Source organism: Bacillus sp. z33 (assembly GCF_058313615.1).
Genome location: NZ_JBZFQN010000002.1, coordinates 836,253 through 857,920, shown reverse-complemented (window position 1 = coordinate 857,920; position 21,668 = coordinate 836,253). Strand labels below are relative to the sequence as shown.

Annotated in this window: 19 protein-coding genes and 1 riboswitch; of the genes, 8 read left to right on the top strand and 11 right to left on the bottom strand. The window is 35.5% G+C overall.

Annotated features, from left to right (window positions below):
* Positions 1–201 precede the first annotated feature (201 nt).
* A complete protein-coding gene (locus AC4G3L_RS11185) occupies positions 202–1,584 on the bottom strand; it encodes a DHA2 family efflux MFS transporter permease subunit (RefSeq protein ID WP_491077194.1) in 1,383 nt (460 codons plus the stop codon).
* Positions 1,585–2,084: 500 nt separating this feature from the next.
* On the opposite strand from AC4G3L_RS11185, the gene AC4G3L_RS11180 reads away from it, so the two are divergent.
* Complete coding sequence (locus AC4G3L_RS11180) at positions 2,085–2,465, top strand: YuzC family spore coat inner layer protein (protein ID WP_491077031.1); 381 nt, start codon at positions 2,085–2,087, stop codon at positions 2,463–2,465.
* A 336-nt stretch (positions 2,466–2,801) separates the two neighbouring features.
* On the opposite strand, the gene AC4G3L_RS11175 is transcribed toward AC4G3L_RS11180, so the two are convergent.
* Together AC4G3L_RS11175 and AC4G3L_RS11170 are read right to left on the bottom strand one after the other, a co-directional pair.
* Positions 2,802–3,239, bottom strand: coding sequence for a GNAT family N-acetyltransferase (locus tag AC4G3L_RS11175; protein WP_491077030.1), 438 nt, complete (start codon positions 3,237–3,239; stop codon positions 2,802–2,804).
* Positions 3,240–3,643: 404 nt separating this feature from the next.
* Positions 3,644–4,519, bottom strand: coding sequence for a Cof-type HAD-IIB family hydrolase (locus AC4G3L_RS11170; RefSeq protein WP_491077029.1), 876 nt, complete (start codon positions 4,517–4,519; stop codon positions 3,644–3,646).
* A gap of 541 nt (positions 4,520–5,060) precedes the next feature.
* Between AC4G3L_RS11170 and trhA the strand changes: the two genes are divergently transcribed.
* Positions 5,061–5,711: a PAQR family membrane homeostasis protein TrhA gene (gene trhA, locus AC4G3L_RS11165; RefSeq protein WP_491077028.1), complete on the top strand. Its 651-nt coding sequence runs from the start codon at positions 5,061–5,063 to the stop codon at positions 5,709–5,711.
* 453 nt (positions 5,712–6,164) lie between these two features.
* On the opposite strand, the gene AC4G3L_RS11160 is transcribed toward trhA, so the two are convergent.
* The 4 genes from AC4G3L_RS11160 to AC4G3L_RS11145 form a co-directional block, all read right to left on the bottom strand.
* A complete protein-coding gene (locus AC4G3L_RS11160; RefSeq protein WP_491077027.1) occupies positions 6,165–6,344 on the bottom strand; it encodes a hypothetical protein in 180 nt (59 codons plus the stop codon).
* 47 nt (positions 6,345–6,391) lie between these two features.
* The gene (locus tag AC4G3L_RS11155; RefSeq protein ID WP_491077026.1) at positions 6,392–7,189 is read right to left on the bottom strand and encodes a type II toxin-antitoxin system SpoIISA family toxin; all 798 of its coding nucleotides are present in this window, start codon (positions 7,187–7,189) and stop codon (positions 6,392–6,394) included.
* A 103-nt stretch (positions 7,190–7,292) separates the two neighbouring features.
* On the bottom strand, positions 7,293–7,751 hold the full coding sequence (locus tag AC4G3L_RS11150; protein WP_491077025.1) for a hypothetical protein: 459 nt from the start codon (positions 7,749–7,751) through the stop codon (positions 7,293–7,295).
* Complete coding sequence (locus AC4G3L_RS11145) at positions 7,744–8,217, bottom strand: DUF2243 domain-containing protein (protein ID WP_491077024.1); 474 nt, start codon at positions 8,215–8,217, stop codon at positions 7,744–7,746. The genes AC4G3L_RS11150 and AC4G3L_RS11145 overlap by 8 nt, the downstream gene beginning before the upstream one ends.
* A 142-nt stretch (positions 8,218–8,359) precedes the next feature.
* Here AC4G3L_RS11145 and AC4G3L_RS11140 point away from each other — a divergent pair, with 142 nt between their 5' ends.
* Together AC4G3L_RS11140 and AC4G3L_RS11135 are read left to right on the top strand one after the other, a co-directional pair.
* Positions 8,360–9,892: an FAD-dependent oxidoreductase gene (locus AC4G3L_RS11140; protein ID WP_491077023.1), complete on the top strand. Its 1,533-nt coding sequence runs from the start codon at positions 8,360–8,362 to the stop codon at positions 9,890–9,892.
* A gap of 362 nt (positions 9,893–10,254) precedes the next feature.
* Positions 10,255–11,115: an EamA family transporter gene (locus AC4G3L_RS11135; RefSeq protein WP_491077022.1), complete on the top strand. Its 861-nt coding sequence runs from the start codon at positions 10,255–10,257 to the stop codon at positions 11,113–11,115.
* 289 nt (positions 11,116–11,404) lie between these two features.
* Here the strand turns inward: AC4G3L_RS11135 and AC4G3L_RS11130 are convergent, their stop codons facing one another.
* The gene (locus AC4G3L_RS11130; RefSeq protein WP_491077021.1) at positions 11,405–12,025 is read right to left on the bottom strand and encodes an FMN-dependent NADH-azoreductase; all 621 of its coding nucleotides are present in this window, start codon (positions 12,023–12,025) and stop codon (positions 11,405–11,407) included.
* Positions 12,026–12,222: 197 nt separating this feature from the next.
* On the opposite strand from AC4G3L_RS11130, the gene AC4G3L_RS11125 reads away from it, so the two are divergent.
* Together AC4G3L_RS11125 and AC4G3L_RS11120 are read left to right on the top strand one after the other, a co-directional pair.
* A complete protein-coding gene (locus AC4G3L_RS11125) occupies positions 12,223–12,642 on the top strand; it encodes a MarR family winged helix-turn-helix transcriptional regulator (RefSeq protein WP_491077020.1) in 420 nt (139 codons plus the stop codon).
* 10 nt (positions 12,643–12,652) lie between these two features.
* Positions 12,653–13,876 (top strand): MFS transporter, encoded by a 1,224-nt coding sequence (locus tag AC4G3L_RS11120; RefSeq protein ID WP_491077019.1) that lies wholly within the window; start codon positions 12,653–12,655, stop codon positions 13,874–13,876.
* Between the two features lie 221 nt (positions 13,877–14,097).
* Here AC4G3L_RS11120 and AC4G3L_RS11115 read toward each other — a convergent pair whose 3' ends face one another.
* The 3 genes from AC4G3L_RS11115 to AC4G3L_RS11105 form a co-directional block, all read right to left on the bottom strand.
* Entirely contained in the window at positions 14,098–15,573 is a 1,476-nt protein-coding gene (locus AC4G3L_RS11115; protein WP_491077018.1) for a sensor histidine kinase, read from the bottom strand.
* Positions 15,566–16,222 (bottom strand): response regulator transcription factor, encoded by a 657-nt coding sequence (locus AC4G3L_RS11110; protein WP_491077017.1) that lies wholly within the window; start codon positions 16,220–16,222, stop codon positions 15,566–15,568. Before AC4G3L_RS11110 ends, AC4G3L_RS11115 begins: the two co-directional genes overlap by 8 nt.
* Positions 16,223–16,464: 242 nt before the next feature.
* Positions 16,465–18,291 (bottom strand): APC family permease, encoded by a 1,827-nt coding sequence (locus AC4G3L_RS11105; protein ID WP_491077016.1) that lies wholly within the window; start codon positions 18,289–18,291, stop codon positions 16,465–16,467.
* A gap of 136 nt (positions 18,292–18,427) precedes the next feature.
* Positions 18,428–18,554, bottom strand: a riboswitch (cyclic di-AMP (ydaO/yuaA leader).
* Between the two features lie 354 nt (positions 18,555–18,908).
* Between AC4G3L_RS11105 and AC4G3L_RS11100 the strand changes: the two genes are divergently transcribed.
* Both AC4G3L_RS11100 and AC4G3L_RS11095 read left to right on the top strand, forming a co-directional pair.
* A complete protein-coding gene (locus AC4G3L_RS11100) occupies positions 18,909–20,210 on the top strand; it encodes an NCS2 family permease (protein WP_491077015.1) in 1,302 nt (433 codons plus the stop codon).
* 132 nt (positions 20,211–20,342) lie between these two features.
* Entirely contained in the window at positions 20,343–21,569 is a 1,227-nt protein-coding gene (locus AC4G3L_RS11095) for an aminopeptidase (protein ID WP_491077014.1), read from the top strand.
* The last annotated feature ends 99 nt before the right edge of the window (positions 21,570–21,668 follow it).

Below are 21,668 nucleotides of genomic sequence, written 5' to 3'. Positions count from 1 at the left end.
TACCTTTTCATGACATAAAAGGTACTTAATTATATGATTTGTATAGGCTTAAAAAATATACAAGCGGTCTCTCAACTATATCTATTTTCCTCTTTTTATATGCTCATAAACCAATTTACACTATTTGAGTATTTTTTCATAATTATATACAAGACTCACATATCTATAAAGAAAACTCCTGCTATATAGAAGGAGTTTTCTTTAAACTTTAACCCTTTTCAAAAATAATGAAGCGATTAAACCAATAACTGAAGCTGCCATTATGAGAATATATCCTTTTTTTACACCATAAACAAGAGCAGCAGTAAGGATTTCAGAATCAGGGTTTTTTCCCGCACCACTTAAAAAAGAAGTTTGTCCCATAGTCATCAAGCTAACTGCCAAGGCTGTTCCAATTGCTCCGGAAATTTGCTGAAGCGTGCTCATTATCGCTGTTCCGTCTGGATATAACTTCCGAGGTAATTGATTCAATCCATTGGTTTGTGTTGGCATCATGATAAATGAGATGCCAACAGATAAGCAAATATGCATCATGATAATAGTCGCTAACGGGGTGTCTAATGTAATTCTTAAAAAAAGAAAACCGGCAATGGTTGTCAATATAAATCCAATCAAAACCAACCACCTCGGCCCATATTTATCCATTAGTTTTCCGTTAATCGGGGACATAATTCCATTCATCACTCCCCCAGGCAAAAGAGTTAAGCCCGCTGTAAAGGCTGAGAATAACAATCCTCTCTTTAAATACATGGGCAATAAGATGGCATTTGATAAAATCATTAACATAGCTAAAAAAACCACAAATACGCCGAGGGAAAACATAGGGTAGGTAAAAACACGTAAATTAATCATCGGATTTTCTGTGTAAATTTGACGGAACGAGAACAATGTTAAGAAAAAGATTCCAATCCCTAATGGCAGCAATACTTGGGCTTCACCCCAGCCGCCGCCACCTTCCCCTGCCGCACTAAACCCATATACAATGCCACCGAATCCTATAGTAGATAGGATTATTGATCTAACATCTATCTTTGGCTTCGTTATCTTTGTTACATTTTTAATAAAAAATATACCTATAATCATTGAGAGTAACAATATTGGCAGACAAATCCAAAAAATCCAATGCCAACTTAATTTATCTACAATTATTCCTGAAAAAGTTGGACCAAATGCAGGTGCTGACATAATAACGAGACCCATTAAACCCATTACCAGCCCACGTTTATGTGGAGGGAAAATGACGAGAAGACAATTATTCATCAAAGGTAATAAAATGGCCGTTCCAATTGCCTGAATGACTCGGGCTATCACTAAAATGGCAAATGAAGGCGCAAGACCGCCAATCAAGGTACCGAGAATACTAAAGGACAAAGATACGAAAAACAGCCGCCTGGTTGAAAATGACTGAATCAAGATTGCCGATACAGGCACCAAAATACCAAGTGTTAATAAATATCCGGTTGTCAGCCATTGTGCTGTTGAAGCTTCTATATGAAAGTCATTCATTATATTGCTTAGTGCTAAATTTAATGCCGTTTCACTGAATAAACCGATGAATGCTGCTACTGCCAGGACGGCCATCATCGGCACAGCTTTTAACTCATTGTTCTCTTTTAACCTTATTTTGCTATCTTCCAATGATATCTCTCCTGTCAGCTATAAGCCCTCTGTAAAAATTCTTCGAAAACAATTAGTAAATTTATATAGATAGCTAATTGTTTAATTTAATCCCTTAATTTCTATACTTATATAATTTGTACTTCTTATCACAGCTTATGAATGGTATATTTTTCTTTTACACGTCAGGATTAAAAAATGGACTATTTCACAAAAAAAAGATAACCAGACACACCGGTTATCTAAAATGGATATCGAATTTATTTTCTAATTTTCACTGAGATATACCTATACAGCCAGATTTTCCCCGTCATTCCAAATGCTCTTACAATAATTGTACCTACTTCAGGTTCCACTTAAGTACCCATTCAATCACCTATCGCCAGTCCTCTTCATAGGTATGAATACTATAGACCATCCATAAAATTACTTCATTTATAATCCTATTGATAAAAGGAGACAGGGACATGAATAATCCATATGATATGAATAGTAATAATATCCCCCCCGGCTATCCGAATACCTTCCAAAATTATGAGCGTCAGCTACCACCAGTGCAACCATTAATATTTATTAATTCAGCTGGCGTTGCCAAAGAGTTGATCAATGATGCCTACACGATAACCAACCATATCCAGAACAATCCTCAGTTTTCAAGACAATTAATGACATATGCTCAGCTTGGTCAAAAGAATGAAGTCTTGAGGATGGTGAACAGTTTACCATTGAAACATCGTCCCGAGGTTGTTTTCACACCAGGGGCTTTATTAATCAGATTATTTCCAGGTAACCCGAATGACAGCAGCAGCGCCTTAACGATAACCATGCTTTGGAAAGAAGCATTTTAAGTTTAAGAATAAAAAACATCCCAAACGAACCACATAAAAATAAACATAGGAGAAATGATGAGTTCAACACATTTCCCTATGTTTTTCGCATTTTTCAAAGTAGACAGCCCCTTTAAATTACCACCATTTAACATATATGATAAAATCAGTTAATACGACTGGTAAAGGAGAGGACTGATTATGTTTGCATTCTTTAATAAGTGTGCATTTTGCAAAAAGAAAGAACGAGATTTGCGAAAATACCGAGATGATAAAGGCAAAAAAATTCATATATGTATAGCCTGTACTATTTACGCTGAAAGAAGAGCGTTTCACAAGTTATCTTGATTTTTTCATTTACAATTTTTTACGGAATGAGTAACACCATTTATCATAATCTAACTTTTCTTCATAAAATCGATGAGCATCCGTCCGCTTAACAGCAGATTCCAACGCAACATATTGTGCGCCGTTTTGCTTTGCCCATTCATGAATAAACACTAGCAGCTTTTCTCCATAACCCATCGAACGTTTATTTTCAGTCGTTACCAAATCATGAACGATTATGTGACGTTTATTATAGAAGTTTACACGAGAGCTAACTCCGATTACAGCTACTATTTCTTCACCTGAAAACATCGCAAAAAGTCTGTATCCTTCTTTTCGCATTTGATCCATTAACTCTAAATACGTATGCTTATCCAAATCAGTACGTAATTGTTTCATAATGGAATAGGCATCATCCCACTGGTCCACCGTAATCAATTCCATAATATTTTCTGTGATTATCGTCATGTTTATCCTCCTGAGGTTATGAAAGAAACCCATCATAACCATTAAAAATTTTTAGAAGTCAGCTCCGCTTCCATTATACACCAATCATTCTATTTCGCTATATTTTTTACGACATTTTTACCGATTTCCTTATGGTTAATTAGTTCTTGTTTGCGTTTTTAAAAATAGGTCAAAATCACGATAACCTATGTCGGTTACTCTTCATTAATAATTTTAAAATAAGCAATACAAACAATCCAACAAGTATATACTAGTTTAACTTTTGAGATATACCAGAATCATTTGTTAATACATATCCCCCTAAAAAAATACCCATATATCAGTTTGTTTGCCTGATATATGGGTGACCGATACAACAACACTCTTCTACCATCCACGGGTTAGATAGTTAACGGTATATTAAATTATTGCCTTAGAGCGATGACCTCTTCGATAGCAAATGCAACACCATGCTCGAGATTCGTTTTCGTATGATAGTGACAAAGTGCCTTTACCTCATTTGATGCATTGCCCATAGCTACTCCACGCCCCGCCATCTGCAGCATGGATAAATCATTTAAATGATCACCAAGTGCCATTACATCCTTCATCTCTACACTGAATTGATCAGCCATCTTTTTTAGTGACTTTCCTTTCTGCGCATCAGGATGATTAAATTCTATATTTCCGCGTTCAGATGAGGTGATGGTAAATTCTGATTGGCTACCTAATTGGCTTTCTATTCGTGTCAACTTATCTATATCTGCTGATAATACTAAAATTTTATAGATAATTAATTGTTCATCCAGATATACTTCTTCAAAATCATCTACAAAATGGCAGTGTTCGAATTTAAATCGTTCCTCTGCTCTTTTCCGAACATCCTCCAACATAAGAGCCTTATCTACATTCGGGAATTGTTCCATCTTTAATTGCATTCTAATATCAATATAGTGTTCCATGCTTTTTGAAAATACACCGATATTCGTAAAGAACTCAATATATACATTTTCCTTTTCCAATACTTTTTGAATAGAACGACACCATTCTTTTTGTAGCGGAAGTTTATTTAGAATCCTTCCCTGCTCGTCTCTTATTTCAGCTCCATTAAGCGCAATAATAGGACAGCATAATCCTGCTTCTTCTAACGGCATTAAAGCATAACTATACGGTCTGCCTGTAACGACAACTACCTGAATCCCATCCGCTTGCGCCTCTTTAATAGCATTTTTGTTTTCCATACTGATTCGGCCTTTTTCATTCAATAAAGTACCGTCCATATCTGTAGCAATCAATTTCAATATCTATCATTCCTTTTACGATAACTTACATCATTACTGCATATACTAGTATACTATCAAATCTATTGATTTAAATAGGTGATATACGATTTAAAAATATAGAAAAAGTAATTAAGTTTCTTATAAATATTTTATCAACCTTGAAATTATCATCGATTAGCGCTCTGGTTCAATTTAATTCCTTATTAGCGGGATAAAATGCTGCTAGGCTCGAATAAAATTAATCCATAGTTATCTATACTTGGTGATAATGACGTAAATATCATTTCATGTACGAATGATTTTCTTATATTTATAAAATCTATATTCTATCTTGTTTACTGATTGTGAAGTCTCTGCACAGCGGATCTATCATCCTAAATATACCGTGATACAAAAAACAAAGTAACCTTTTGATATGTAGTTTTAGATACTATATATCAAAAGGTTAACACCGCAACACAGAGCTATTGTATTTACAACTTGATAATAGTACAGTACAATAAAGTTAATGATTCATATTGTACTAGATAAAATGGGGTTTTAGAAAGAAGGAGAAATAATGAAAGACCATGTTCATGTTTATAGTAAAGGTGAAGAAATCGCAAACGCAATAACTCATGGTTTAGGCGTTTTATTAAGTATAGCTGCCCTGGTTCTGCTAATTGTCTACTCTTCTGCATATGGTACGGAGTGGCACATCATTAGTTTTACTATTTTTGGTGTAACCATGCTTCTTATGTATCTCTGTTCTACACTTTTACACAGCTTACCTCAGGGCAAAGCTAAAGATTTATTTGAAATATTCGATCATTCAGCAATCTATTTTTTCATAGCAGGTACATATACACCATTTTGTTTTATTGTATTAGACGGTTCGATGCGCTGGGCTCTATTCGGTATTGTCTGGGGTCTGGCAATCGGAGGGACGGTCTTCAAATCTTTCTTTGTCAAAAAATACATGCTTGTATCCACCCTTCTTTATATTGTAATGGGATGGATGATTGTATTCGCTTGGAATCCCCTAAAGAACTTTTTGGAACCGAATGGAATGATCCTTCTTGTTGTTGGAGGTGTTCTATATACGATCGGATCTATTTTTTATGTTTGGAGAGGATTTAAATTTCACCATGCGATATGGCATCTGTTCGTTATGGCCGGAAGCATTATGCTCTTCTTTTGTATCCTTTTCTACTTATTACCACAGGGATGAGCAAGGATATATTTCAATTAAAGGTTTTATACGCATTAGAATGATGGATATAAATTGAGGCTTGCAAACATAAAAAACCCTACATACTCCAGAGTAATCTAAGCTATAAGCCATCCAAGACAGTTCCATATATGGAGCTGTCTTTTTTTGTACATTTTTCTCACTTATTATAAATCCAAATATGGAAAGAAGGCACACATTCCCTGCCACTCACTAGCACTTCCATTACCCCAATTTTCCTCGAAGCCTCCTTAGGAACCTGATTGCTTTTTGATTCCTTTTACTAACCCTCGATTCTTGATTGCCTAAAATCGTGAACTTTGATTTTACTCCTGATTGTTGTGTTTCCTTCTTAGATGTCATTTCTTATACTCCCATCATGCAATTTGTTATAGGTTATGTTACAAACTGCAAAACCAATACAAAAAAAATAACAAAGTTCTATTGACTTTGTTATTTTACTGAATGGATATAAGCTAATGCTTTTTTATTCATTTCTTTTACTTTTTTAGTCTGCTTGCTGACTGATTTATCAGAGAGATGGGTGATTTTTGGACCTGTTTGAGAGCTTTTTGCCATAGTATCACAGGTTTCATCGGGATGAATTCTGTTTCTCCTTCGCCATATAGCCATCTTAATCCCCTCTTTCTTATTCTTTATATCCTTATTATACCAAACATTCACATAAACGAATCATAAATATGAACTAAATTGGCAATATGAACCCCATCCACTTCTATCGGAATGCCTTTGTCTTTCTTGACAACAATGATAAAGTTATACATTCGTAAATGGACAGGTATGAACAAAGCATCGTAATTTTCAAGTGTGATTACCTCTGAATTAAAAATGGATTCTGTAAACGCGAGTAAATTACTCTGATTAAAACCGAAATTATGTATATGATCAATTCTTATAAGCTTTTGTTTTATTGTTTCTTTTATGGATATCTCCAAATCACTTAAATCGTCTGCTTCGTATTCATTGATATCCACCGACAAACCAAATTCATCGGAATACAGAGCAAGATATATCTTTAATTCCCTCACATATTCCTCCCTGCTCTCAGGAACAGCCTTTTGTTCAAAATAATATATGGCATCCTGAACTAAGATGGACATATGCTCCACCTTCGTTACCATCGCTCTTTGAATTTTTTCATTTTCCTTGATGGTAGCTTCCAAAAATTCCGAGCCTGTCAAAAACTCTGCTTGCCATATTTTTAAAATGCTGGGTGTTAAAAGGATGGATAAATCAATAAATACCACAATTGCGGTTAAACTCAATATATATGTCCAGTTTGATATATTTATACCGTCTGCAATAACCCCGATACCAAGAGCCATCACAAATAGCATGTAGAGACTTCGGCGGAAATTTTTTAAATGCAAATCAAAAATCGCTGGTTTGGCGATAGCCATGATACAAGAAAAAAGAGAAAAACAAACTAAAATGGCAATATAAATTTTTCCGAACATATCATCCTCCATCAATCTTACTGGCGTTTTAATCCATTATACCATTTAATCCCATATTTTATATTCCCTAATTAAAGCGACTGACGAATAATTGTTCAGTAAATTATTTCACCTTCAGTTTATATCGAAAAGCTACTTCTTTCCCCTGATAAAATAGAACCTTATGATTATGTGTATTTAGGGTAACCATCACATCATATATGCCTGGTTCCAGTGTACCCAAATCATGATAATGACCATAGATTCTGTTCTTTTTATCTCCATTTATATACAAATGAGCGTGCCCTTCATTGATTTGTTGTTCCTCTAAACCCAGCTTCTCCGGTTTGAAGGCGAAATTTTTTGTTATAATCTTCAACATCCAACTCCCTGTTTGATCCTGTTTAATCCACCCATCAATCTCTGGAATTTTGGCATCTTTCATCTTACTAATTTCCAATCCCTCGTGATGCTCCATATGACCTGCTTGAGTTTTATTCTCAAAATGACTGTTTTGTTGATGAAAATAAAGCATGATGGATACAAAACTTGCGATGACAATAAAGCTAAGGATTCTATACATATACACTCTCTCCATCTGTATCTTTATCCGCTCTTTTTTTTAAATATAACCCAATCATAAATAATATAGCTCCCAGTACTAAAAAGGCGATATCATAAAATAAAGCATTGGGATCGCCTGGTTTTACCCGGTGAATCTGTAGGATATGGTGGTTAATAATTCCTTCAATTATGTTAAATAATCCAGCACCCATTAAGAACCAACCAATTACCTGTTTAATACCTTGTTTTTGATTTAATGGGTTACCAGCTAGCCATAAAATAAATCCCCCTGTCACCAGAGCAATGGTCACCGCAAAATGGAAGAGGCCATCACTTATAATTTGACCTGAGCGAGTAGTGTCCATCACGACACTATGCCATTGCAAAAGTTGATGAAAAATAATCCCATCCATTGAACCCATAAATCCAAATCCCAATAAGAAGCTCCCTGATATTAACAATTTCTTCTTGGTATAATCTCTCAATTAAACCCTCTCCTTTTATCCCATTTTTTTACTTAATATCCAATTGGTCTTTGCAATAAACAATAAGATTATCATGCTAGCCTGATTTTTTTTACAAAACATGGGTATCTATATACTATATTGGTAAAACGGAGGAGTTAAAATGAGTCAATTACCTAATCAATCGAGTTCTTATTGGACACAATTCAGAAAGAATCAAGATGCACTTAAATTTGATGAATTGCAAAATGATTTGAATACAGATGTTGTTATTGTTGGAGCCGGTATAGTCGGTATCTTAACAGCTTATGAATTGGTCAATAAAGGAGTTAAAGTTGCATTAGTAGAGGCAAGCGAAGTTATAAATGGGACAACTGGACATACAACAGCTAAAATAACCGCTCAACACGGACTTATCTACGACAAACTGATTAAAACGGTTGGAGAAGAAAAAGCAAAATTATATTATCAGGCAAATACAGAGGGGCTCGAATATATACAATCTCTGTATAAAGAAAAAGGAATTAATTGTGATTTTGAAGAGCAGGATGCCATTCTTTACGCCGAAACCGATGCATTTGAAAAGAAAATCATGTCCGAGTTTGAGGCTTATCAAAAACTTGGTATACCAGGCAAACTTGTTGCAGAACTTCCCTTGCCTTTCCCAATCAAAAAGGCAATTATCATGCCTAACCAAGCACAATTCCATCCAGTTAAATTTTTAGGCCATATTTTAAACCTGATTGTAAAAAAAGGCGGACAAGTATTTGAACAAACGCCAGTAGAAACTATTGAAGATAACGATAAAGGACCTGTTCAGGTTAAAGTGAAGAATGGACATACCATTTATTGCAATAAAGTTGTTATTGCTTCCCACTATCCATTCTATGATATGCAGGGGCTGTACTTCTCTCGCCTGAGCCCAAAACGTTCTTACATTGTTGCAGCTGAAATCAAGGAAGACTTACCCGATGGAATGTACATTAGCGCGGACCAGCCTACCCGTTCCATCCGCCATACAAAAGATGGGGATAAAACCCTCGTGTTATTTGGCGGTGAAAGCCATAAAACTGGCCAAAGCGAAAATCCACTCGACCATTATGAAGCATTAAAAGATTTTGCCGAACGATATTACACAGTTGATGATCTGCCTTATAGATGGTCGGCCCAGGATTTAGAAACATTGGATCATGTTCCTTATATAGGTCCTTATTCCTCGATGAAGAATCAAATCTATGTGGCAACCGGTTTTGCTAAATGGGGGATGTCAAATGGTGCAATCGCTGCTTTAATCTTAAGTGAATTAGTACGCGGTAAAGAAAATCCGTATTTCGATTTATTTACCCCTACTCGCTCAGAGACTCATATTCAAACAGCAGGTAAGTTCATTAAGGAAAATGTAAATGTTGCGAAAGAGTTAATTAAAGGAAAAATCACCGATACAGACATCAGTCTTGATGAACTTAAACCAGATGAAGGCAGTATGGTTACCTTTAACGGAAAACGAGCAGGTGCCTATCGAGATCCCAATGGGAATATTTGTGTAGTTGATACTACCTGTACTCATATGGGATGTGAAGTAAAATGGAATAATGGTGAACGCTCCTGGGATTGTCCATGTCACGGATCCCGCTTTGCAGCTGACGGAGAAGTCATAGAAGGCCCAGCCGTGAAACCTTTGGAACGATTGAACTAATAAGCTTTCATCAACCCATTAATTGGTCTGTACTCCCCTGGACCTGTTAAAATGAAATGACACTTTTTATGCCATGTAAGTTAATCTAAATGACATAAGGAGTGTCTTTTTTATATTTTGGTAAGTCCACACTTTCAGAGCAGACAGGAATTTAGAATGTTTGTTTATGAATGAACCCGGGATTTTATTTCAGACCTCTTTTCTTTATGAGAGACCATTTTCAGCTTTCAACCAATTCAGTAAATTTCTCTTGCAGCTTATGATTGAATAAGCATAACTTTTAAAAGAAGATTGAGGTATATTTATATATGAAACCATCGGGTACATATATAAGTTAAAGACATGAATAAGCGAGGATTAAGATGAGTATACTGTTAGCTTTATTTTCTGCCTTATTTGCGGCATTAACATCCATACTAGCGAAAATCGGTATTAATAATGTGAATTCCAATTTAGCCACTGCGGTGCGAACATTCGTTGTCCTTATTATGGCCTATGCCGTTGTCAGAATGACTGGTCAATGGGATGAATTATATATGATTCCAATAAAGGCATGGATTTTTATTGTTTTATCAGGACTAACAACTGGTCTATCCTGGCTATGCTTTTTTAAAGCAATCCAAATTGGGGATGTTTCCAAAGTAGTGCCTATTGATAAAACAAGCGTGGTGATTACAATTCTATTGTCATTTATCATTCTTCAGGAGCCGATGACTCCTTTAGTGATCACTGGCGGAACGATTATTACGATTGGTACCTTTATCCTTATAGGGAAAAGGGAGAAAAAGAGCCAAGAAAATTATTTTCAATCTTATATTTTTCTGGCTATCCTATCAGCCATTTTTGCAGCACTAACCAGTATCTTGGCCAAAATTGGGATTGAGGATGTTGATTCAAACGTCGCCACCTTCATTCGAACTGTAGTCATCTTAATTTTTGCCTGGAGTATCGTATTCTTCCAAAAGACACAAAAAGAACTTAAAACGATTACTAATAAGTCGTATCTCTTCTTAATCTTATCCGGTATTGCAACAGGTCTATCCTGGTTATGTTACTTTGCCGCCATTCAAATCGGACAGGTTTCCATCGTCGCTCCTATTGATAAATTCAGCGTAGTCATCACCATGATATTAAGCTTTATCATTTTAAAAGAAAGACCTGATAAAAATACAATTTTGGGTGGGATTGCGATTACGATTGGTACCATTCTGCTGATTTTATAAAAGGAGATAAAAACGTCGCTTGAGTTTAATGGATAAGTTCGATATATAGTCCGCCACTTTACTATTTATGTGAGTGTGCTAAGCAACTAGTAGTTACTAAATCCGAATAACCGTAAACATCCCATTCATTCACAAAGGTCTTATTCCATAGGATACAAAAAATCCTTAAAGAACCCTAGTCCTAAATGACGACCGCTTCATACCATTTTAGTTACAAATAATTTCACATAAATTCCTATATATACAAATAAAAAACTCCAAACCTTTTGGTATTGGAGTTTTTACTGTATTAGAAACGACTCGCAAGTTTCGCTGTTTCTTCAAGACCATTTGCAACAATTTCAATTGTACGGTCTGGGTATTGATTATGACCTTCAATAACCTCAACTTCTGGATTTGTAATTCCCCATAGGCTGATAGCCGCTTTAACTAAATTGACTGCCATTTCAGCGCCTGGAATAGCTGAGTAATCAGATCCTCTTGCAGAAAGAAGTGCCACTTTTTTGTCAGCTGCATATCCCACTGGACCTTCAGCTGTATATTTAAACATTTTTCCTGCTTGAGCCAAATACGAAATATACGTAATCAATGGTGCAGGCACAGTTGAATTCCAAAGAGGGAATGCAATTACGATTTTATCCATGGATAGGAATTGATCAATATATTGATTCGCTAAGTTAACATATTTAACTTCTTCCTCTGTTAATTCCATTCCTTGATTGTTTTTGTAGATGGCTGTAATGGCCGCATTTCCATAGTAAGGAAGTTCTGCTTGGAATAGATCCAATTCTGTAATTTCATCCGTAGGATTTGCTTCCTTATACGTATTTAAAAACGTATTATACATTTGTACTGAAACAGCTTGGTCAGCTGGACGGTCATTTACTTTAATAAATAAAATTCTAGACATATGTAAACCTCCCTGTTTGTATTATTGTCATCTTTATCTTAATATAGTTTGAATTCAAAGGAAAATAATATGCTTAATCACATTACAACTTTTCAATTAATAGAAGAAAAAATACTGGACATATTCGATTGCTCTCTGGCATACTAGAATAATTGAAAATAGTTACCTAAAGTAACTATTAGAGTTGGGAGGTCGCAATGGAAAGACATCAACAGCTATTTCACCAGTTGTCTATGTTACATAAGCCTTATATTGATCGGTTAAACAAGATACTTGGAAGATACAATCTGAACAGCCCTCAATGGACTATTTTATATATCCTTTTTAATTACGGGCCTCATACCCTTGTTGAGATTTCTAAATATCAAAGTATAGAAAAACCGTCCATTACTCGAACCGTCAGTAGTCTGGAGAAGCAGGGATATTTAATAGCTTTCCCAAGTTTGGATAAACGAAAGAAAAATATTCAACTGACTGATAAGGGTTCAAGTCTATACAAAGTAGTCCGTAAAGAAATAGACGATTTTCAGCTTGGAAAATTGACAGGTATAACGGCAGATGAACAAGAACAATGCTTAAACATCTTAGAAAGGATTAAACAAAATTTTCATGAGTAAGGAGTCTAGTATGCAAATAGAGCAAACAAAACTGTGGACAAAGAATTTTGTTATAGTATCCACAATAAATTTTTTATTAACGCTAGTTTTTTATTTATTAATGGTGAGCATTTCAGTATATGCCGTGGAACAATTCAATGCTTCGCCCAGTGAAGCAGGGCTGGTTACTGGAATATTTATTATTGGAGCATTAATTGGAAGGCTGCTTACAGGCAGAATTATCGATAAGTATGGTAGAAAGAAAATACTATTTATTGGTCTTATCTTATTTACGTTAACAACTATTTTATATTTCGAGATTAATAGTTTACCCTTTTTACTGGTTAACCGCTTATTACATGGGATTGGATTAGGGATTGCTAGTACGGCTACCGGTACCATTGTAGCGCAAATCATACCGCCTGAACGCCGTGGCGAGGGGGTTGGTTATTTCAGCTTAAGCGCTACATTGGCTACAGCAATTGGGCCTTTTTTCGGTATTTATTTGAAACAACATACATCCTTTGAAGTGATATTCAGTTTTTGTTTGGCACTTAGTTTCGTGAGCTTTTTAACTGCTTTTCTATTAAAAATACAATCAGACCAACAACCTGCAGCAGTCGAATCAGAAAGTAAAGGTTTTAAAATCTCTAGCTTCATTGAACCAAAAGCATTACCTATTGCCATTGTTACGATGCTAGCAGCATTATGCTACTCGAGCGTTTTATCTTTTATTACCTTCTATTCTGAAGAGATTCATTTAGTCGAAGCAGCAAGCTTCTTTTTTGTCGTTTACGCAGCAGCCATCTTAATCTCAAGACCTTTTACCGGCCGCTTGCTTGACTTAAAAGGTTCCAATATCATTATGTACCCTTGCTTACTTCTCTTTGCCCTTGGTATGCTTTTATTAAGCATTGCAGAGAATGGATTTACTTTACTTTTAGCTGGCGCTATTATCGGATTCGGTTTTGGAAATATCCAATCGACAACACAGGCCATTGCTGTAAAAGTGACTCCTCCCCACCGAATTGGTTTAGCTACGGCAACCTTTTTTATCTTTTTAGATGCAGGTTTTGGTATTGGACCTTATGTCCTCGGGATAATCATTCCATTAACAGGCTATCGATTCCTATACTTAATGATATCAATCCTGGTATTTGCATTAATCATTCTTTATTATTTTATGCACGGGAAGAATGAATCCTTAAGTAAAAAGCAAGGATTATTGAAGCTAAAAGAAACAAAATTAAATTAAAAACCATAAAAAGACAAAGTGGAATATCCAAAAGGACATTCCGCTTTGTCTTTTTATTCGATTTCTTATCCAGGATAATCATCTCCTTTAAATCTTTTTATCCTATATCAAGCCACAAAAAACAATATGATAATTGATCCCATTGCCATTAAATCAACAAGACATATACATCATTCAGTAAAATAAAAAAAGAGTGAGGCATGCAACTGTTACCCCACTCTTTATTCTTCTGTATCTTCCTGTTTAATATGCTTGAACTTCAGCGAAAAGGTTGCTGATTGGTCTGTACTACTTACATCAATACTCATATCATAAATTTCAGCGACCCTTTTAACAATCCATAATCCAATACCTGAACCCGACGTGATCTGCTTCGCTTTGCTTAGACGCACATACTTATCAAAAATCTTATTAATATTAGAATAATGTATATTTGATCCGGTGTTGGTTACATCAATATTTAGGGTATTATCAAGCTTATTCTCTCTAATCCCCACAAAAATGGTTGAACCTTTTGTAGAATATTTAACTGCATTACTTAATAAATTCTGCATGACTAATTCAAATGAATACTCATCAATCCAGATTTTAGTGGTTTGGCTCACATTATCATTTAAGATAAATGTATAGGAGGGGTAGTTCCTCATATAGGCAGCCATTAATGGTTCAATGAAATCTTTTGGTTCTATCCAGCTATCAGGAGGATTTCCCCCCAAATAATAAAGTTCATGAGATAGTTTAATACCCTCTAATAAGGAATCTATATTACTGGATTCATTTTTAATATGAAATAATCCCTCTTTTATTTCCGGGTGAACATCCGTTTCAATCAGATCTTCCAAATATTCAATGGTATTCTTAATGTTATGCGCGGGATTACGAACTTCGTGGACAATTTCCTCCAGGAAAGCATGTGTTTCATTTGTTACCGCCAGCATTTTTTCTACACTTTTATTGGTAACATCGTTTAACTCTTCCATCTCTCTTAACATAAATTCATTTATAAGATGAGGTGTCATATTAAACTTATTTTTCAACTTATAATGATTGGTCATTCTCGATAAAGGTTTAAATATAAATTCATATAACACCACTTGAAATAGTAGAAAGAAGATGAACATAATTGCATATAAATAACTATTTTTTACAAGAATCTCTTTAAAATCTTCAATAAGTACTGCCGAGAGATTGATTTTTGAATATAAATGCCCATTGAATGCTTCCGTATGTATGGCATGGCCAAATTCAGCCATTACGCAACTATTATTCTGGTAAATATCTACTTTTATTTTATCATTACTCAATCCATCTTTTACAAAAATATCTTCACGATTTTGATTCAAAAACCAAGAAATAACCGGAATATAGTGTTTATCCTCTCCATCATAATGGATATTCTTAGTTGATTTGTTATAAGCAATATTTTGATAACTTGAGTCCTTATCCATGATAACTATATACTCATAAGGCTCAGGCAGCTTACCAAATTTATCGTTTAGAAATTCTTCTTGTATACCATTTTCAGCTAAATAAGTCTCTGTAAGATAGAAATCCGGCAATAATTCATTAATCCGCAGCCTTGCACTCTCCGTAACCCGATTAATATTTTGCAGTACTACGATGCTAGTAAATATTGAGAATAATAGAATATTTGATACTATGGTAAAACGTTTTATGGTCAGCCAATTATTAGTCATTGATTTCATATCCAACATTTTTAATCGTATTAATACTATTCTTACCTATCTTTCGTCTAATACGATTTATCGTCGTATTAATAATGTCGTCACTCATCTCGCCATGCTCAGTCCATATTTTTTCCCACAATTCCTGTTTGCTGACAACCTGATTTTTATGCTCCAGTAAATATGTATATACCTGCATGGGAATTTTCGACAATGTTTCTACACTTCCATCTTCCTTCGTAATGGTTCCGCGAAGTGGTTCGACTTTTAATCCCCTGTGGATATAGAACGAATTATTTTTTACAGCGGCATTTTCCATTATATTTTTAATGTTAAGCACTAGCTCTTTATAGCTAAAAGGCTTTGTAAAATACAATAGGGCCCCTTCCTGGAGCCCACGTAATCTTGCATCGGATGAATCTGCCCCGGTCACTAAAACAAACGGAATATTATGTTTTTTTCGTATAATGGAAGCAGCTTCTAATCCATCAATAATCGCTCCATGAATCGTTATATCAAATATTAATAAATCGTACTTCGTCTTGTTACAAGCCTGAATTGCCTCTTCAGGGTCATCAAAATCATCAACCATATATCCCTGTAATTCCAGTCTTTTCTTTAATACATTTCTTGCCACAGGCTCATCTTCTAAAATTAACATTCTAATAGGAATCACCCTCTAAAAAAACAATATATGAAATTATATCACCATTATAATTACAGGTAAATACCCTCTTGTTTCTTATGCATTTCTAAATCTATCCATACATAAAACAAAGAGTGATTTCAGTGTATATGAAATCACTCTTTCATTATTTCCATATAAAAGTATTTAACAAGAAACGGATTTTTTTACCACCCGCATTTGTTTTCTGCCACAGTTTATTCATCATCCGTTTTCTACTACTTTAATAAATGATAAGGAACAGTTGTAATCACTACATTTCGTTTATAAAGTAAAAAGGAACGGATCAATAAACTAGACTGGTTATGGAGGATATTATGCCATCCTTTTTTCGGTATAAATTGCGGAATCATCACAGTAACCTGATAATTTGATTCACTCGCTTTATGCTCTACGATATCCACAAATTTGGTAAGCGGCTGGATAAGGCTTCGATATTGTGAATGTAAACTAACCAATCGAATATCTGGCTGCCACTCTTTCCACTTTTGTACAAATTTCTTTTCTTCATCTCGATCAAATGATACATAGACAGCAATGACTTGTTGTGCTGATAGGGTTTTTGCATAATTAATTGTATTTTCAACTACTCTCGTAACTCCCGCTACGGGAACAATAATCACATTTCCTTCTATTGGAATACTCTTAACATCCGAAGTAATACGCAATTGCTCTCCTACGCCTTCATAATGTTTATGAATTTTATGAAATACGATAATAATGACAGGTAAAAATATTAATATGGACCATATTTGTGTAAATTTTGTGAAAAAGAATATCATGGTCACAGTGAAGCTTATGATAGCCCCACTAGCATTAATAGCAAGTTTTTGCATCCATCCTACCGGTCTTTCACGAAACCACTTAAGCGTCATTCCTGTTTGTGAGAGCGTAAACGGGATAAAGACACCTACTGCATACAAGGGGATGAGTTGCTCCGTTTGCCCTTTAAATACAAGAATCAATATAACTGATAATAATCCTAAAATCATAATGCCATTTGAATAACCCAAACGGTCCCCACGAACCGTAAACATTCTCGGAATATATTTATCTTTAGCCAGATTAACTGCCAGTAAAGGAAAAGCTGTATAGCCTGTATTAGCAGCCAAAACCAAAATAAGCGCCGTGGCTCCCTGTAAGAAATAATAGAAAATGTTCCTTCCAAACACAGCTTCGCCAATTTGAGAAACGACAGTCACTTCACTCATTGGTGATATTCCATAATAGAAGGCAAGGAATACAATGCCAGAAAATAATATACCCAGCAAGCAGCCCATTATAACCAATGTTTTTGAAGCATTCAGTGGTGCCGGTTCTTTAAAATTCGGAATAGCATTTGATATAGCTTCCACACCAGTCAGCGCCGAACTACCGGATGTGAATGCTTTTAATAATAGAAACAAACTTATCCCAGCAACTGGTGTCCCAATTGATGTATGTAAATCAGCAGGTACTTGTCCTGTCATGATTTTAAAGATTCCAGTTCCGATTAAAAGAAATAAGGCAAATACAAAAAAATAAACTGGATAAGCTAAGATACTGGCAGATTCAGTAATTCCCCTTAAATTTAAAATCGTTATTAATACAACAAATATCACGGCAATTTCAACTTTATAAGAATGTAAAACAGGTATAGCAGATGTAATCGCATCTGAACCAGCAGAGACACTTACTGCTACTGTTAAAATATAGTCCACAAGCAGGGACCCTCCGGCTACTAAACCAAAATTAATCCCTAGATTATTCTTAGAGACAAGATAAGCTCCTCCTCCATTGGGATAAGCAAAAATAATTTGCTTATAGGAAGAGATCAAGATGGTTAAAAGAATCAATACTCCAATTGCGATCGGTACAGAATACCAAAATGCTGCTGCTCCAACAGAAAGTAATACAATCAAGATTTGTTCTGGACCGTACGCTACTGAAGATAAAGCGTCCGATGACAAGATAGCCAATGCTTTTCTTTTAAGCAGTTTCTGCTCTCCAGCTTCTGTTGACTTTAATGGACGACCAATTAATAAACGTTTTAATGACGAAACCACTCTTGCTCACCTGCTCTGATAAGATTTGGATAGATTATTTATAGCTTAATAGTCTTAATCAACAAAAAAACGCCTGCATGTCGTCAGTAAATAGACCTGCAGACGTTATAGTAGTTTCGTCTCACAAGTTTCACCTTCCTTCTCAAATAAAACGCTGACGAGGTTAGCTGTCGGATTCGGGCCTTCTGAGTAGCCCTACCATAAATGGATTCACCCCATACGATGGGTCCCCCGCGCTTTGATAGCTTAAGCGATTTAGAAATATGAAACTGTGATAATCGTACTCCTGAAATCAGGAAAAGTAAATCTATTTATTTCCAATTCTAAAGATACTTCAAGTTTTGTTATCTTTCGATGAAGAATTGATTGTTCTCTTAAAGTCCGGATAGTTTTTTTATAAATCGATGCTCTATTGGACGAATGCTAAAAACTAATCCCCTTCATTTCCCCATCTATCCAAACAACTTCAATCTAATAATCCTCATATTATGGAGGTTAATGGCAAATAATTAATATAAATATTATTTTATGGTTGAAAAATACTCGGAAAACGAATATTATAATAAATGTTGTTAAAAACGTTCGTCTTTTTCAGACGAATAGATGGAGGTATTATTTTGTTAGACAAATTTTTTTCAATAAACCAAAGTGGCTCTACTGTTAAAACTGAAGTTTTAGCTGGTATAACTACTTTCTTTACGATGGTTTACATTGTAATTGTTAACCCGGCTATCCTTTCCGCTTCAGGAATCCCCTTTAATCAAGTATTTATTGCAACTATTATCTCGGCAGTCGTTGGTACGTTAATAATGGGTTTATATGCCAAATATCCAATCGCTGTCGCACCAGGCATGGGAATTAATGCTTATTTTACAACTGTTGTCACTACACAGGGGCTTAGCTATCAAGTAGTACTAGGCGCAGTTTTTGTCGCTGGACTCTTATTCATGTTATTAAGTTTTAGTAATTTACGGGAAAAGATTATTAACTCAATCCCTCTTTCTATTAAGTATGGAATTACTTCAGGTATTGGTCTATTCATTGCTTTTCTTGGATTTAAGCAAGCACAAATCTTTGTAGCTAACGAAAGCAATCTAGTTGGTTTGGGAGATTTAACAGCCCCTATTCCACTATTAACTATTGCAGGACTGTTCATCACTCTTATTCTTATGGTTAGAAAAGTTCCAGGTGCTTTATTTATTGGAATGATTATTACAGCGATTATTGGCTATTTTACCGGTATGCTGGACCTTACAGCCAAGCAATTACTCCCTTCACTTCCAGAGGGAATAGCATTTTTTGATTTAGATCTCAGTGGTGTATTCACTAATGGATTATACGCCGTTGTATTTTCTTTCCTACTTGTAACTATTTTTGATACAACAGGTACTATGGTGGCTGTATCAGAACAGGCCGGATTATTAAAAGACGGTAAGTTCCCTAGAGCAAAGCAAGCTTTTCTTGGTGATTCCATCGCCACTACTGTTGGTGCTGCTTTTGGTACAAGTCCTTCAACTGCTTATGTAGAATCAAGCACAGGTGTTGCCGCTGGTGGCCGTACAGGTTTAACAGCAGTTGTTGTCGCAATATTGTTCAGTTTAGCGTTGTTCTTCTCACCGTTTATTGCAGCTATCTCAAACTTAGCTTCTATTACAGCCCCGGTTTTAATCATTGTTGGGTGCTTTATGATGGAAGGTATATCAAAGATTAGATGGGCTGAATTTGATGAAGCATTTACTGCATTTGCTATTATTCTTGCGATGCCTTTAACTTCAAGTATCTCTACTGGAATTGCATTTGGATTTATTATCTATCCAATCTTGAAATTAGTTGGTGGCAAAGCGAAAGAAGTTCCACCACTCGTTTACATCTTTGGAATACTATTCCTTATTCAATTAGTCTTCCTGGGAGGACATTAATGTAGAGAACATATAGAGCTGGATTGCTTGTAAATCCAGCTCTATATTTATACCCTTTTTAATATTTAGTATTTTCTGATATTCACATGATATACTTTTATAGTATTTATCATTTATGGGGAGGGTCTATTCATGAATACCTTTGAAGAAAAATTAGATCGTTATGCTGAATTGACTGTTAAGAAAGCGGCCAATGTGCAAAAAGATCAAATTGTGTTCATCATATCAACTATTGAAACTGCACCGTTTACACGTAAACTTGTCAGAAAAGCCTATGAAGCAGGGGCAAAGCATGTTTATGTGGAATGGAGTGACGAAGAAGTAAACCGTACTAAATATTTGCTGGCACCTGAAGAAGCATTTACGGAATTCCCATCCTGGATATCTGCCTGCAGAGATGAAATGGTTGAGAAAGGTGCAACCTTTATAACAATCGTTTCCCAAAATCCGGATTTACTGCATGGAATCGATTCAAAACGGATCGCCAATTTTCAAAAGGTAGCCGGTAAGGCTCTGAATAATTTACGTGAGGCTATGCAATCCAATAAAATCAGCTGGACAGTTGTCGCTGCTGCAGGTACAGGATGGGCAGACAAAATATTTCCAGGACAAGAAAACAGTATAGACTTATTATGGGATGCCATCTTCTCTTCTGTCCGTGTTGATCAAGCAAATGTCCTTCAAGCATGGGAAGAGCACCTTGAAACATTAATAAGTAAAGCTGATTATTTAAATAACAAAAAATATAAATACATACACTATCAAGCACCTGGTACAGATTTAAAAATTGAACTTTCCACAAAACATAAATGGTGTGCGGCAGGAGCGAAAGACTCTACCGGCAAGGAATTCATTGCGAACATGCCTACAGAAGAAGTATTTACGATTCCTTTAAAAACGGGTGTGAATGGCACTGTATCGAGCACAAAGCCATTAGCTTATGGCGGCAATGTTATTGATGAATTCACCTTGACATTTGAAAATGGAAAAATCGTGCATGCGGAGGCGAAAAAAGGTGGGGAATTTTTAAATCATCTTATTAATGTTGACGAAGGCGCCAGATACCTGGGTGAAATCGCACTGGTCCCTCATCATTCACCAATATCTGAATCAAATATCTTATTCTATAATACGTTATATGATGAAAATGCATCAAACCACCTCGCTATTGGCGCTGGATATCCATTTTGCCTTGAAGGTGGAGAGGCAATGAATGCTGAACAATTGCATGAATATGGTGTTAATATCAGCCAAGTACATGAAGACTTCATGATTGGTTCTGCTGAAATGGATATTGACGGAGAATTGCCGGACGGAACCCGTGAACCAATATTCCGTAATGGGAATTGGGCGTTCTGATTATTGTAAAGTACTTCTAAATCACCCCCACTTCTTTACATAAACAAAATAAAACGCTTAGAGAACCATCCTCTAAGCGTTTTTTTGCTCTTCTGTTAC

What these genes read in the sequence shown, in the direction of transcription:
- AC4G3L_RS11095 (WP_491077014.1), top strand. Translation starts at nt 20,343, where the DNA reads ATGAATACCTTTGAAGAAAAATTAGATCGTTATGCTGAATTGACTGTT.
- AC4G3L_RS11180 (WP_491077031.1), top strand. Translation starts at nt 2,085, where the DNA reads ATGAATAATCCATATGATATGAATAGTAATAATATCCCCCCCGGCTAT.
- trhA (WP_491077028.1), top strand. Translation starts at nt 5,061, where the DNA reads ATGAAAGACCATGTTCATGTTTATAGTAAAGGTGAAGAAATCGCAAAC.
- AC4G3L_RS11120 (WP_491077019.1), top strand. Translation starts at nt 12,653, where the DNA reads ATGCAAATAGAGCAAACAAAACTGTGGACAAAGAATTTTGTTATAGTA.
- AC4G3L_RS11175 (WP_491077030.1), bottom strand. Translation starts at nt 3,239, where the DNA reads ATGACGATAATCACAGAAAATATTATGGAATTGATTACGGTGGACCAG.
- AC4G3L_RS11155 (WP_491077026.1), bottom strand. Translation starts at nt 7,189, where the DNA reads ATGTTCGGAAAAATTTATATTGCCATTTTAGTTTGTTTTTCTCTTTTT.
- AC4G3L_RS11185 (WP_491077194.1), bottom strand. Translation starts at nt 1,584, where the DNA reads ATGATGGCCGTCCTGGCAGTAGCAGCATTCATCGGTTTATTCAGTGAA.
- AC4G3L_RS11115 (WP_491077018.1), bottom strand. Translation starts at nt 15,573, where the DNA reads ATGACTAATAATTGGCTGACCATAAAACGTTTTACCATAGTATCAAAT.
- AC4G3L_RS11140 (WP_491077023.1), top strand. Translation starts at nt 8,360, where the DNA reads ATGAGTCAATTACCTAATCAATCGAGTTCTTATTGGACACAATTCAGA.
- AC4G3L_RS11125 (WP_491077020.1), top strand. Translation starts at nt 12,223, where the DNA reads ATGGAAAGACATCAACAGCTATTTCACCAGTTGTCTATGTTACATAAG.
- AC4G3L_RS11110 (WP_491077017.1), bottom strand. Translation starts at nt 16,222, where the DNA reads ATGTTAATTTTAGAAGATGAGCCTGTGGCAAGAAATGTATTAAAGAAA.
- AC4G3L_RS11135 (WP_491077022.1), top strand. Translation starts at nt 10,255, where the DNA reads ATGAGTATACTGTTAGCTTTATTTTCTGCCTTATTTGCGGCATTAACA.
- AC4G3L_RS11150 (WP_491077025.1), bottom strand. Translation starts at nt 7,751, where the DNA reads ATGTATAGAATCCTTAGCTTTATTGTCATCGCAAGTTTTGTATCCATC.
- AC4G3L_RS11130 (WP_491077021.1), bottom strand. Translation starts at nt 12,025, where the DNA reads ATGTCTAGAATTTTATTTATTAAAGTAAATGACCGTCCAGCTGACCAA.
- AC4G3L_RS11160 (WP_491077027.1), bottom strand. Translation starts at nt 6,344, where the DNA reads ATGGCTATATGGCGAAGGAGAAACAGAATTCATCCCGATGAAACCTGT.